Consider the following 13,362-nt stretch of genomic DNA (forward strand, 5'->3'; position numbering starts at 1 on the left):
AATAATTGAAAAGAGGACAATCAAATGAAATTAATTATTGTTAAAGACCAAAATGAGGGTGGCCAAAAAGGCTACGAAATTTTTAAAGCTGCTAAAGAAACAAACGCTAAAGTTTTTGGACTTGCTACAGGAAGCACACCGTTAACAACCTATGCTGCAATTGCAGCTAGTGACTTGGATTTTATGGATTCAACATCAGTTAACTTAGATGAATATGTTGGTTTAGGTGAAAAAGATTCACAAAGTTACCGTTACTTTATGAATGAAAATTTATTTAGTAAAAAACCATTTAAGACATCTTACTTACCTAATGGTCTTGAAAGTGATTCAGAAAAAGAAACAAAACGTTATGACAAAATTATTGAAGATAACCCAATCGATTTACAAATTTTGGGTATTGGTAAAAATGGTCATATTGGATTCAATGAACCTGGAACAGCTGAAGATAGCTTGACACATAAAGTTCATTTAACGGAGTCAACGATCAAATCAAATGCACGTTTCTTTGATAACGAAAATGATGTTCCCAAATATGCTTATTCAATGGGTATTGGATCAATCATGAAGTCGCACAAGATTTTACTTGAAGCTTTTGGTGAAAGTAAGGCAGAAGCTATTAAGGGAATGATTGAGGGCCCAATAACAGAAGACCTACCTGCAAGTTTCTTACAAAATCATGATGATGTAGTTGTCATTGTTGATGAAGCAGCTGCAAGTTTATTAAAAAATAAATAAAATTATCATCCATATGTAGAACTAATTCATTTAAAGCGTTAAAATAAATGGATTAGTTCTATTTGTGTTTCGTGCTTGCTTGACGGTTGATAGTAAGTCTAGTAACATGATGACAATTGTAAGAAAATACGTTTTTAGGAAGTTGAAAAAATGGTCGATTATAAAATTAGAGTAAAAAATGTCACAAAAGAATATGACTTATTTAAAACAAAATCTGAACATATCAAATCATTCTTTTCTTTTAAAAGTACGACGGTACCTCATTTTTGGTCTCTTAAAGGAATCTCAATGGATGTTATGAGTGGAGAAACACTTGGTTTAATTGGCGTTAACGGCTCAGGTAAATCAACGTTATCCAATATTATTTCGGGAATTATTCCACAAACAACCGGTATTGTAGATGTTCGCGGAGAAACTTCTATTATTGCTATCGGCGCTGGATTGAGAGGCCAACTAACCGGATTAGAAAATATTCGATTAAAAGGGTTAATGCAGGGCTTAACTAATCAACAAATTGATGACATTTTAGATGAAATTATTAATTTTGCTGATTTAGGTGATTTTGTTTATCAACCTGTTAAAAGCTATTCTAGTGGGATGAAATCTCGTTTAGGCTTTGCTATTGCCGTGCATATTGATCCTGATATTTTGATTATTGATGAGGCATTGTCAGTTGGCGATGATACTTTTTATCAAAAATGTGTTGATAAAATTAATGAATTTAAAGAACAAGGAAAAACAATTATTTTTGTTAGTCATTCATTAAAACAAATTGAAATGCTATGCGATCGTGTCGCATGGATCCAATATGGTGATTTAAAACAAGTTGGTCCTACTAAAGAAGTTGTCACTAAATATAAAGCTTATATTGATTGGTTTAAAAAATTATCAAAAAAAGAAAAAACAGCGTACCAAAAGAAACAAAAAGAGGCTCAAAAAGCGTTTAGTATCGATGACTATCTTATTAGTCAAGTAGACAAAGAAAGCGCTGATGAAGCAAATTTAGGCGTTTCAAAGCAAGTTGTTACCGAAAAGGTAAAAAAGGATTTCTATGGCTCTGTTTTAAATGAAAAAATGTCTAAACCAAGTAAGGTGCTTACAGCTGTGATTTTAGTCGCTGTGGTATTCTTTAGTTTAGTAAATATATCAGGGCATTCAATAAGTCATATTATTGAGAACCCAACAAGTATTGTTCATCCAGATAATACGAAATAATAGGAAAGTGTTGGCGTAGATAATTCGACAGCACTTTTTTAATACAAACTATTGACAACGCTTACATTAGATGTTATCTTAAGTTTGTAAGGTATATGAATTACCTTTATCAATTCTCTTTCTCTCTTATGCTAGCCACTATTGCGATGTAGTGGCTTTTTTTGTGCTTGTTGTACTTATTGTCAAATGTGTTTATACTTAATTAAGAGAATAGATGTAGAAAGTTGGGTTCAATATGAAAAGTCATGAAGTTTTATCATTAATTGAAGAAATTACTAGAAAAGATGGTTCTAAATATTTTGAATTATCGAACATGGTACAAAATGGGAGAGCGGAACTTGCAGTTCAAAGAGATTTATTGAAAGAAGTCCGTATTCTACAGTTAAATATTCCCAGATCATCACACGTTATTAATTATGAAAAATATATTAATCAAAATTTTGAAATGCCACTAGAAGCATTTACTGAATATCAAGAGTGGCATAAAACAGAAGAAGCTCAAAACGATTTGAATGCGATATTAAAAGACAATCATATTGAGTAAATATTACCAAAAATATCTTTACAAAATAGGTTAACCTATGGTATAAAATAGTATAGACAGAAATGAATTATAAAGATTGCTCAGTAGTTCAGCGGTAGAACGCTTGACTGTTAATCAAGATGTCGTAGGTTCGATCCCTACCTGAGCAGTATTCATAGAGGATGATCGACTTACTGCCGGTTATCTTTTTTTATTTATGAACTTAATTTTTTGAGTCCATTATAAGAAATTAATGATTAACTTGAATTATTTCTGAATACAGTTTAAAATTAAGAGATTGTAAGAAAGGGGGATTGCGAAATGTCATCAAACAACCATACAGGTGTCGGTAACGATCGTCGTCCAGTTAATACTCCAAACAAAAAGAACCGTCGTCGTAAACAACAAGAACTTGCTACTTTCTTAAAAGAAAGCAAAGCTAACGACGCAGCAGTTGCAGCAAAAAAAGCATAATTTAGTTAAATAAATGATGGCCACCGTTGATTAGAACGGTGGTTTTTTTGCATACTTTAGAATGAGTATTTTTTATTTAAATATATTTTTAGTACCTTTTAGCTTACAATAAAAGAATCAATAAACTGACTAATGGAGTGATTTAAATTGGCTAAGAATTTTTATGCGGTATATAAAGGACGTAAAACGGGTATTTTCACCAAATGGCCTGATGTAGCAAAATTGGTTAATGGGTACGATGGAGCGCGATACAAAGGATTTGAAACACGAGATGAAGCCCAAAATTGGATGGATGATGGGGCGCCTAGACCAACAGCAACAGGTAGTAAAAAAGGGTCAACAGCAGTTCATCAATCTGTAACTTTAACTTCAGATTCAATTCAAGTCTGGACTGATGGTGGTTCGAGAAATCATGGTAATAAATTAGGCGGTCATGTCTTAGCAGAAGATACTGCGGCATGGGCATTTTATATTAAAACACCGAGTGAAGCCTTTTCTGGTACAGATGGTGAAAAAGGTAAGACTAATAATCATATGGAAATTATGGCTTTTCTTCAAGCTATGAAAAAATTAATTGATTTAGGATTACGTGAAGAACACGTTGTATTTATATTAGATTCAAAGTATGTCTTGAACGCAATTCAAAAAAATTGGTTAGTAGGTTGGCAACGTCGAAATTGGAAAAAAGCGGATGGTCAAACGGTACTTAATGTTGAACTTTGGCAACAAGTTGCTGAATTAATACCCGCTTTCACTAATGTTGATTTTGAATGGACAAAGGGTCATGCAGATAATGAAGGTAATAATAAAGTTGATGAATTATTAAATGAAACAATGGATAAAATGTAAGATAGGTGAAGTGGATTTCTACTAATGTAGAGAGCCACTTTTTTTATTTAAATGAATTCAAATTAAGATGAATAAAAAAGATTAGGCAGTAAATTAAAACGTTTACTGAAAGCGGTTGCTAAAATTCTAACGCGGTGTTATTATATTCATGAAGATAGATATAGGGGGATGATTGACAATGGAAGCTGAAGAATTAGAACCAGGGCAATCCGAAGCGTTACAGGAATTTATTTCCAATCTAGATATTTTGAATGCTTTGGCAGATGAAAAAAGACAACGATTAATTATTTTGCTAGGTTCTAAGTCACGGCAAGAGTTAACGGTTTCTGAGCTGGTTGACCGCATGGCATTATCACAACCGGCAGTTTCACATCATTTGAAAGTTTTAAAAAATGTGGGACTTATTGATTACAAGCAAACAGGATTAAAACGTTTTTACTTTTTAACACCTGAAAAAACATTAAACCGTTTGGAACATTTAATTAAAATGATTCGTGAAGGCGAAAAATCGAAGGAGGAATAGATTATGACTCAAAAAGCATATATGATTGGTACAGGCGTTGGTAACTTAGCAGCAGGTATTTATTTAATTCGCGATGGTGGCTGGCATGGTGACCAAATTACGATGTTTGGTTTAGAAAAACATGGTGCTAATGATGGCGCTGCAGTTAAAGATTATGTGACTGAATATGGTAACCAAGGTTTGAGTAATCAAAAGGGATTCCTGGCTAAGGGTGGTCGTATGTTGAATGAAGAAACATATGAAAACTTATGGGATGTTCTTCGAGAAGTGCCATCATTGGATAATCCTGGAAAGACAGTTACAGATGAAATTTTAGACTTTGATCATGCACATCCAACACATGATATTGCACGTTTAATTGATAAAATGGATGGTATTAGAAATAAAGGCGGTAAGAATGATTACCGTCATATGCAATTTAATACACGAGATCGCGTTTTACTTACAAAATTAATGACGATGCCTGAATCAAAGGAATCAGAGATTAATGATATTAGTATTGAAAAATGGTTTGAAAATAGTCCACATATGTTTACAACTAATTTCTGGTATATGTGGCAAACAACTTTTGCCTTCAAAAAGGAAAGTTCAGCGATGGAATTACGTCGTTACATGAACCGAATGATTCTTGAATTTAGTCGTATTAATACATTGGAAGGTGTTACAAGAACACCATATAACCAATATGAAAGTATTATTTTACCAATGCGTAAATATCTTACAGACCGTGGTGTAACCTTTGTGGATAACCGTAAGATAACTGAATTTAAATTTAAAGATACAGCTTTACGTGATGATATTGTTGTCACTTGTCTTGAATATGAAGAAGTCGATAATGATAATAAAGTCGGCGAAATCATTATTAATGATGGCGATTTAGTATTTGATACGAATGGTTCAATTACAGATAGTTCATCAATGGGCGATATTGATACACCGATTGTGGAAAATATGGACTATGCACCTAGTGCTAAATTATGGAAACAAGCTACTGAACATTTCTATAACTTAGGTAAACCAGATAAATTCTTTAATGATCGACAACAAAGTGAATGGATGAGTTTTACAGTCACAACTGATAATCATTTAGCAGTAAATGAAATTGCACGGATTACACAACAAGAACCTGGTAATGCATTGAATACCTGGGTTGATAGTAATAATTTATTATCAATCGTGGTTCATCATCAACCTCATTTCCATGCTCAAAAAGAAAATGAGACTGTATTCTGGGGTTACTGTTTATATCCTCGTCGCAAGGGTGATTTTGTTCAAAAACCATTTATCGAGATGACTGGTCGCGAAATGTTAGAAGAATTATTAGGCCATTTGGCACAAACAGATACAGCTACGAACAATATTAGCCAACGTACAGATGAAATTATGGATAGTGTTGTTAATGTTATACCTGTTTATATGCCATATGCGAGTGCCTTATTTAACCGTCGCGCAATTGGTGATCGTCCTGACGTTGTACCTGAACATTCAAAGAACTTGGCCTTTATTAGTCAATTCGCAGAAATGCCATTTGATATGGTCTTTACAGAACAATATTCGTTCCGTTGTGCACAAATTGCTGTGTACAAGTTCTTAGGAATTTCAGATACGCAATTAACACCATTACATCATTATGAAAAAATGCCAAAAGTTTTGGCTAAAGCAACGAAAACAATGTTTAGATAAGTTGAAATAACGATTTATAAGAATTTTTATAAATCGTTATTTTTTTGATGTATAATTAAGATTCATTCTAATTCGGAGAAGGTGTCTTAATGATCAAAATAAATACAGTAGCTGATCAGATACAATTATCAGGTATTCGTCGATTTGATGAATGGGTCTCCAAAATAGACGGTATCGATAAGTTAACGTTAGGTGAACCTAATTTCATCACACCTCAACATATTATGGACGTTACAAAAACAGCACTTGATAACGGACGAACACATTATGAAGCCTCAGCCGGTAATCCAGAATTACGACAGGCAACGGCTGATTATTATAATGAAAAGTTTGAATTAGCTTATGACGCAAAGAATGTTTTAGTGACCGTTGGGGCAACTGAGGCAATTGCTACAGCATTAAAGACGGTAACAACACCAGGAGATTACATTTTAGTACCGGTTCCTTGTTATCCAGCTTACTTGCCATTAATGCAGTTACAAGGCGTTAAACCTATTTTTATGGATACACGTACGACGAACTTTAGGGTAACGGCAGAGCTTATTGAAAAGACATTGCAGGAAAATAAGAATAAAGCTATCGTTGGATTTATATTTAATTATCCAACTAACCCTACTGGTGTTTCTTATGGTAAAATTGAGTTATCTTCTATTAAAGATGTTTTGAAAAAACATGACATTTGGGTAATGAGCGATGAAATTTACTGTGAGTTAACCTATGAACAACCACATATTTCCATGGCTAATTTGTATCCTGAAGGGACAATTTTAATAATGGGATTGTCTAAATCACATGCAATGACCGGTTGGCGGATTGGATTTGTATTAGCGGAAGAACGATTAATTAATGCTATGAAAAAGGTCCATCAATATCACGTAACGACCGCGGCAACTTTATCACAAGTAGCAGCACTTGAAGCTGTTAAAAATGGGAAGCAAGATAGTGTACCAATGAGAGATGCTTATCATATTCGTCGTGATAGATTGGTAACAGCCTTAGAAAAATTAGGTTATAATTTAATTAAACCGGATGGCGCCTTTTATTTATTCGTTGAAATACCTAAAAAACTAAAATTAACGTCAGTTGAATTTTGTCAGCAACTTGCTCTGAAAGAAAAGGTAGCTGTTGTTCCAGGTAGTGCATTCACAGAATTTGGTGAGGGCTACTTTAGAATAAGTTTTGCTGCAAGTGATGAACAGTTAGCAAAACTCATCATCGCCTTGGAAAATAGTAAGCATTAAATTCAATTTATTAATCTAATTATGGTACGTTTGTATGAGTAAAAGGAGTGATTAAAATGGATGGAAATGTTGACTGGACAATTGCTGAGCTTAAAAAAATTGAAACAGAAGAAAACCAATTATTGATTGAAGCTACAATTGCGCTATTAAAAGATCAGTCAGTTGAAATTGAGAGCTTGCATGGCTCAATGGAAGGGCAGCTTTGGAGCCCAAGTAACTGGCGTAAGTAAAATCATCAATAATGGCAACAAAACAAGTGAGGAGTGACAATATGAATAATAGATTAGAAAAGTTGGACTTTGATATAACACCGGTAACTTTTAAACGCGTTTTAGTTGCCATAGATGAGGATGATTCTGAATCATCAATTTTAGCTTTTAATTATGCGGTAGCGTTAGCTAAGTTACAACAAATTCCTTTAGGGATTGTTTCAATATTAGAGACAGGTGATATGAATATTTTTGATTCTATGTCACCAGTTGTTATCAAAGAAAATAAACAATTACTTGAAGAAAGTATCGAACGCTATGTAGATAAGGCGCATGATTTTGGCGTTAAAAATGTACAAGCAATTGTTTCTGCTGGTAGACCAGGTTCCGAAATTGTTGAGAAGGTTATTCCAGATTTTAAACCGGATATTCTAATTTGCGGTTCAAAAACGAATACGCCAAGTAATTCAAAGAAATTATTTATTGGCTCTCAAGCTAGTTACATGGCTCAAAATGCACAATGTTCCGTTAGTGTCATCAGATAATATTTTAAAAATATGAATGTTAAAAGAGCGAAAAACTCATTTTACAGTTTTTTGCTCTTTTTTAATAAAAAAATAACATAATTGTTCGTATATATGATAAGATTAACCATAGTAAATTAAAATATAGTGAGGATGGTTAAATTGAAATATTATAAAGCGTACCGAATTAGTCTTGGGTGGCAAATTTTAATTGGATTAATTTTAGGAATTATTATTGGTGCTATTGGGTATCAAAATAAACTCATTATTAACTCACTTCAACCGCTGGGAACCATCTTTATTAATATGATCAAAATGATTGTCTTACCGATTGTTGTTTCGTGTCTAGTGGTCGGAATCGCCAATATGGGAGATATCCACAAATTAGGTAGAATCGGTGGAAAAACATTAATTTACTTTGAAATTATGACAACAATTGCGATTGCATTAGGATTAATTGTTGGTAACTTAACTAAACCAGGACAATTTATAGATATTACAGCTTTAAATAAAGTCGATATTAGTCAATATGTTACAACTGAAAAATCAACCTCTACTGGGTTGAGTACGATTTTAATGCATATTGTGCCAACTAATATTTTTGATGCACTTGTTAAAGGCGATATGCTGCCTATTATCTTCTTTTCCGTTTTATTTGGACTTGGGACAGCAACGCTAGGTGAGAAGGGAAAACCGATTATTGATTTCTTCTCAGCTGTATCTGAAGTTATGTTCAAAGTGACAAACTGGGTAATGAAATTGGCACCTATCGGTGTTTTTGCATTAATTGGTGTCACAATAGCACAATTAGGCGTTTCTGCTTTAAAACCATTAGGGTTCTTTATTATTGTGACCTATATAACGATGATATTTTTTGTTATTGTAGTAATGGGTCTTGTTGCTAAATTATTTAAAATTAATTTAATCGTCTTATTAAAGGTAATTAAGGATGAAATGATTCTTGCTTTTTCAACGGCTAGTTCTGAAGCAGCACTGCCTAAAATTATGGAAAAAATGGAAAATTTTGGTGTTAAAAAGGGAATTGTTTCTTTTGTTGTTCCAACAGGATATACATTTAATCTAGATGGATCAGCAATTTATCAGTCAATAGCTGCTCTGTTTTTAGCACAGGCTTATCATATTAATTTATCAATTGGACAACAAGTTACATTATTAATTGTATTAATGATTACGTCTAAAGGGATGGCTGGAGTACCTGGTGCATCATTTGTCGTCCTATTAGCGACAATCTCAACTATTGGTGTTCCTGCTTCGGGGTTGGCTTTTATCGCTGGAGTTGATAGAATTATAGATATGGGTCGTACAACCGTCAATGTTGTTGGTAATTCATTAGCAGCTGTTATTATCGCACAATCAGAAAATGAATTTGATCGTGAAAAGAATCAAAAGTATTTAGAAAAATTGAACATTAAGTAACCTTAAAAAGGGGGCTTTCGGAAAAAAATGACGAAAGAAATTAAATTAAAATGGTTGTTAATAGGTTCAGTGATTAGTAGCGCAGGTTCGAGTTTCGTCTGGCCGTTAACAACAATTTACATGCATAACTATTTAGGTAAAAGTTTAACATTTTCTGGAATTGTACTATTAATAAACTCAGTTGCGACTATTATTGGTAATTATGCTGGTGGTTATTTATTTGATAAATGGCGACCTTATTATGCGACATTGGTAGGAATCGTAATTGCATGGCTAGCTGTTTTAGGCTTAGTTTTCATGCATGGTTGGCCAGCGTATCCAATTTTGCTAGTTATTTTGGGTCTTGGTAACGGGATTGTGGCAACAATTTTAAATTCATTTGCGGCCACAATTAGAAGAAAAGATAGTCGATATGTTTTTAATCTCTTTTATTTAGCTTTAAATTTAGGGATTGTTATTGGGACATTATTAGTTGGATACGTGATTGAAGTTAGTGTCACAATGGTCTTTGTATCAGCATTAATTTTATATTCAATATTTTTGATTACTGCTATTTTAGCGTATAGAGTTGATCCAATACGAAAAAAAGTGAAACCAACAAAATCAGAACAATCAGGTCGTGTTAATCCTAAAGTCTGGATTATCGGCGCAATGTGGTTAACATTCCTGGTTATTTGGTTGAGTTATGAGCAATGGCAAAGTAATTTATCAATTTATATGGATAAGTTAGATATTCCATTGAGTCAATATAGTTTATTATGGACGATTAATGCAGGACTCATTGTTTTTGGACAACCACTAGTGACGCTTGTAACGAGAACAATTGCTAAGTCATTATTTAGACAAATTATTATGGGTGTTGGCTTATTTGCGTTATCATTTACAACACTTATTTTTGCGAAAGACTTTTCTCATTTTGTTTTTTCAATGGTCTTGTTGACGTTAGGTGAAATGGTCGCATTCCCAGCCATTCCGGCATGGATTAATGAACTGGCCGAGCCAGGTCAAGAAGGTAAGGCACAAGGAACGATTAATATTGCCGCATCTATTGGTAAAGCGTTAGGACCATTAGTTGGTGGAATCGTAATTGAACGATTGTCGTACAACGGGTTGTTCGTTGGTTCGACATTATTAATCTTACTTGCCTTGGCAGTTGTTGTTATTGCAACTAAGAAAGTGAATATACGATCGTAAAAAAAACACAACTTTAAAAAAGTTGTGTTTTTTTTATTCTAAATCATTAAAATAGGCTAATAAATCAGTCGTAGATAGGTTGGCACGTTTCTCACCTGATAAATCAGATTGAATCTGACCATCATTTAAGACAATTGTTCGATTACCATATGATAATGCGTCCTCTAAGTGATGCGTAATCATTAGACAAGATAATTGTTCTTGTTCAACAATTTCGGCGGTTAATTTTAATAATTCTTGGCTTGTTTTAGGGTCGAGGGCAGCCGTATGTTCATCTAGTAACAGTAAGTCAGGTTGAATCAAAGTTGCCATTAGGAAACTTAATGTTTGGCGTTGACCACCAGACAAGTTACCAGCAGGCGTATTTAAATGTTCTGACAAACCATTTGGCATCTTAGCGGTTAATTCGCGAAATTGTGCCATTTTTTGTTTTAAATGACGAGGTTTAAAACGACGGTGACTACCTCTATTTAAGGCTAATAATAGATTTTCAGCGACTGTCATTCTAGGTGCTGTGCCCATTTTAGGATCTTGAAAAACACGACTAATATAATTTGTCCGTTTAATATCATTTTCATTCGTAATATTTTTATTGCGTAACATAATTTTGCCACTCGTTGGTTTAATATTACCAGCAATTGTATTGAAAAGGGTCGATTTACCAGCACCGTTAGTACCAATTACAGTTATAAAATCGCCTTTATTGATGGTGAGGTTTAAATTTTTTAAGATTTGTTGCTCCTCAGAAGTACCGGTATTAACGGTAGTGACGATATTGAAAAGTGAAAAAATGGGTTCAGTCATTTTGAATGGCCTCCTTCAAACAAAGTATTTAGTCTTAGCGCTTTTCGGAGAGTTGGTAACATTAAACAGAATGCTAAAATAATAGCAGAAATTAATTTTAAATCGTTTGCGTTAAAGCCTAATGTTAATACAATTAAAATAACAAATCGATAGAAAATACTACCAATGACAACGGCAACTAAACGTGCTGTTAATGATAAGTTACCAAAAACAACTTCACCGATAATAATTGCAGCAAGCCCAATGACAATCGTTCCGATACCCATACTGATATCAGCATAGCCATTATTTTGCGCGATTAGCCCACCGGCAAGTCCGATGAAGCCATTTGAAACCATTAGTCCTAAAATCTTCATACGATCTGTTTGGATACCAAGTGAGCGCGCCATTTTTTCATTATCACCGGTTGCGATGAAGGCTTGGCCTAATTCGGTATTTAAAAAGAAAGCGAGTAAACCAATACTAATGATAACCAGAATGAGTCCTAATACAACGGAATCAAAAGATGCAGGAAGATTAGTTAGAATGTGAGCTGAAAAAATTGTATTTTGTCCAAGTAAACTGATATTTGCTTTTGTTAAAATTCGTAGGTTAATTGAATATAAACTTGTCATGACAAGGATTCCAGCTAATAAAATCGGGATTTTACCTTTTGTATAAAGTAACCCGGTGGCTAGACCAGCTAGTGTCCCTGCTAGAAATGCAAAAAATGTGGCCAGAAGCGGGTTAACTCCGTGGATTAGACAAATCACAGTTACGCTAGCGCCCATTGGAAAAGTACCTTCGACAGTCATATCAGGAAAGTCTAAAATTCTAAATGAAAGATAAAGACCAAGACCTAAAACCCCCCATAGGAGTCCTTGTCCGATAGCAGATACAATAATTGTCATTTGATTAACTCTCCTTTATTTTTGGCTTGATCAATTAATGCTTGTGGAATTGTAATATTTAAGGCTTTTGCTGTTTTTAAATTAATGATAAGATCACCTTTTTTTACAAAATTAATTGGTGTTGTTGCAGGGACACTTTTTCCAGAAAGAACGGCAGCAGCCATTTTACCAGTGGCTACACCTAAATCATATTGGTTAATACTAATAGTTGCCAAGCCGCCATTTTTGACCATTGTATCTACTGCAGGGAAAATTGGAATTTTAGCTTGTGTCGCATTTTTAACTAGGGTCTGCATACTTGATGCTACTGTGTTATCCGTGGGGACATAAACGGCATCAACAGATGCTACGAGCGATTGTGACACTTGGTCAACATCATTTGTAGAGGTAATTGTTGCCGATTTAACTTCTAAGCCTGATTTGATCGCTGCAGATTTAAATTGTTGATACTGTTTTGTAGCTGAATCGTCACTTGATGTGTAAAGGACACCCACGGTTTTCATATTAGGCATTAGTTCCTTCATTAAAGCTAACTGTGCTTTAATAGGTGCTTGATCAGAAACACCGGTGATATTATTACCTGGTTTCTGATTGTTGCTAACTAAACCAGAACCTTTTGGATCAGTAACGGCACCTAAAATAATTGGTGTTTTTTTAGTTACATTAGCTAAAGATTGTGCAGAGGGTGTTGCGATACCAATCATGAGATTAACATTTTCATTATTAAACTTGTCACTCATTGATTTTAAATTACTTTGATCAGCTTCAGCATTTTGGAAATCAATATTCACAGACTTACCAGGTACGTAACCTTCTTTTTCTAATCCAGCAATAATTCCTTTATGAATCGCATCCAGTGCAGGATGTGTTGTTAATTGAAGAATACCAATTGTTGGTACTCCTTTAGCGTTTGAAAATGTTGTTGGTTGAAGTGTTGAGAAAAAAGCAATCACTAAGAATAAAAATAACGCAATAATGGTTCCAATTAATCGTTTCATTTTATAAGTACCCCTTTAAATTTTAATAAAAAAAGACAGTCCTCAGATTCGAGGGCCGTCTTG

General features: G+C 33.9%; 15 protein-coding genes and 1 tRNA gene. 13 read left to right on the forward strand and 3 right to left on the reverse strand.

Translation table 11 applies throughout. The annotated features are described in order from the left end of the window. Positions 1 to 24: 24 nt before the first annotated feature. From ACE83Q_RS00785 to ACE83Q_RS00845, 13 genes are all read left to right on the forward strand, one after another. Positions 25 to 735 (forward strand): glucosamine-6-phosphate deaminase, encoded by a 711-nt coding sequence (locus ACE83Q_RS00785; protein ID WP_409022245.1) that lies wholly within the window; start codon positions 25 to 27, stop codon positions 733 to 735. Positions 736 to 885: 150 nt separating this feature from the next. After that, on the forward strand, positions 886 to 1,950 hold the full coding sequence (locus ACE83Q_RS00790) for an ABC transporter ATP-binding protein (protein WP_409022246.1): 1,065 nt from the start codon (positions 886 to 888) through the stop codon (positions 1,948 to 1,950). A gap of 235 nt (positions 1,951 to 2,185) precedes the next feature. Further along, positions 2,186 to 2,494 carry a hypothetical protein gene (locus tag ACE83Q_RS00795; RefSeq protein WP_409022247.1) on the forward strand — a complete coding sequence of 103 codons (309 nt, stop codon included), beginning with the start codon at positions 2,186 to 2,188 and terminating at the stop codon, positions 2,492 to 2,494. Positions 2,495 to 2,571: 77 nt separating this feature from the next. Next, positions 2,572 to 2,643: transfer RNA gene (locus tag ACE83Q_RS00800), tRNA-Asn, on the forward strand. A gap of 151 nt (positions 2,644 to 2,794) precedes the next feature. Continuing rightward, complete coding sequence (locus tag ACE83Q_RS00805) at positions 2,795 to 2,947, forward strand: hypothetical protein (protein WP_409022248.1); 153 nt, start codon at positions 2,795 to 2,797, stop codon at positions 2,945 to 2,947. Between the two features lie 147 nt (positions 2,948 to 3,094). Continuing rightward, a complete protein-coding gene (locus ACE83Q_RS00810) occupies positions 3,095 to 3,796 on the forward strand; it encodes a ribonuclease H family protein (protein ID WP_409022249.1) in 702 nt (233 codons plus the stop codon). A 178-nt stretch (positions 3,797 to 3,974) separates the two neighbouring features. After that, positions 3,975 to 4,319 carry an ArsR/SmtB family transcription factor gene (locus ACE83Q_RS00815; RefSeq protein ID WP_409022250.1) on the forward strand — a complete coding sequence of 115 codons (345 nt, stop codon included), beginning with the start codon at positions 3,975 to 3,977 and terminating at the stop codon, positions 4,317 to 4,319. Between the two features lie 3 nt (positions 4,320 to 4,322). Continuing rightward, positions 4,323 to 6,002 (forward strand): oleate hydratase, encoded by a 1,680-nt coding sequence (locus ACE83Q_RS00820; protein ID WP_409022251.1) that lies wholly within the window; start codon positions 4,323 to 4,325, stop codon positions 6,000 to 6,002. A gap of 89 nt (positions 6,003 to 6,091) precedes the next feature. After that, entirely contained in the window at positions 6,092 to 7,243 is a 1,152-nt protein-coding gene (locus tag ACE83Q_RS00825) for an aminotransferase class I/II-fold pyridoxal phosphate-dependent enzyme (protein ID WP_409022252.1), read from the forward strand. 56 nt (positions 7,244 to 7,299) lie between these two features. Beyond that, positions 7,300 to 7,473: a hypothetical protein gene (locus ACE83Q_RS00830; RefSeq protein WP_409022253.1), complete on the forward strand. Its 174-nt coding sequence runs from the start codon at positions 7,300 to 7,302 to the stop codon at positions 7,471 to 7,473. 41 nt (positions 7,474 to 7,514) lie between these two features. Further along, positions 7,515 to 7,997, forward strand: a complete 483-nt coding sequence (locus tag ACE83Q_RS00835) for a universal stress protein (protein WP_409022254.1) — start codon at positions 7,515 to 7,517, stop codon at positions 7,995 to 7,997. A 141-nt stretch (positions 7,998 to 8,138) separates the two neighbouring features. Beyond that, complete coding sequence (locus tag ACE83Q_RS00840; protein WP_409022255.1) at positions 8,139 to 9,413, forward strand: cation:dicarboxylate symporter family transporter; 1,275 nt, start codon at positions 8,139 to 8,141, stop codon at positions 9,411 to 9,413. A gap of 27 nt (positions 9,414 to 9,440) precedes the next feature. Next, positions 9,441 to 10,607, forward strand: a complete 1,167-nt coding sequence (locus ACE83Q_RS00845; protein WP_409022256.1) for an MDR family MFS transporter — start codon at positions 9,441 to 9,443, stop codon at positions 10,605 to 10,607. Between the two features lie 33 nt (positions 10,608 to 10,640). On the opposite strand, the gene ACE83Q_RS00850 is transcribed toward ACE83Q_RS00845, so the two are convergent. From ACE83Q_RS00850 to trpX, 3 genes are read right to left on the reverse strand one after another with little or no spacing between them, the layout of a single operon-like run. Continuing rightward, positions 10,641 to 11,411 carry an ABC transporter ATP-binding protein gene (locus ACE83Q_RS00850; RefSeq protein WP_409022257.1) on the reverse strand — a complete coding sequence of 257 codons (771 nt, stop codon included), beginning with the start codon at positions 11,409 to 11,411 and terminating at the stop codon, positions 10,641 to 10,643. Continuing rightward, entirely contained in the window at positions 11,408 to 12,301 is an 894-nt protein-coding gene (locus ACE83Q_RS00855; RefSeq protein WP_409022258.1) for an ABC transporter permease, read from the reverse strand. Before ACE83Q_RS00855 ends, ACE83Q_RS00850 begins: the two co-directional genes overlap by 4 nt. Continuing rightward, on the reverse strand, positions 12,298 to 13,299 hold the full coding sequence (gene trpX / locus ACE83Q_RS00860) for a tryptophan ABC transporter substrate-binding protein (protein ID WP_409022259.1): 1,002 nt from the start codon (positions 13,297 to 13,299) through the stop codon (positions 12,298 to 12,300). Before trpX ends, ACE83Q_RS00855 begins: the two co-directional genes overlap by 4 nt. Positions 13,300 to 13,362 lie beyond the last annotated feature (63 nt).

Source organism: Dellaglioa kimchii, assembly GCF_046115505.1.
Classification (GTDB): domain Bacteria; phylum Bacillota; class Bacilli; order Lactobacillales; family Lactobacillaceae; genus Dellaglioa; species Dellaglioa kimchii.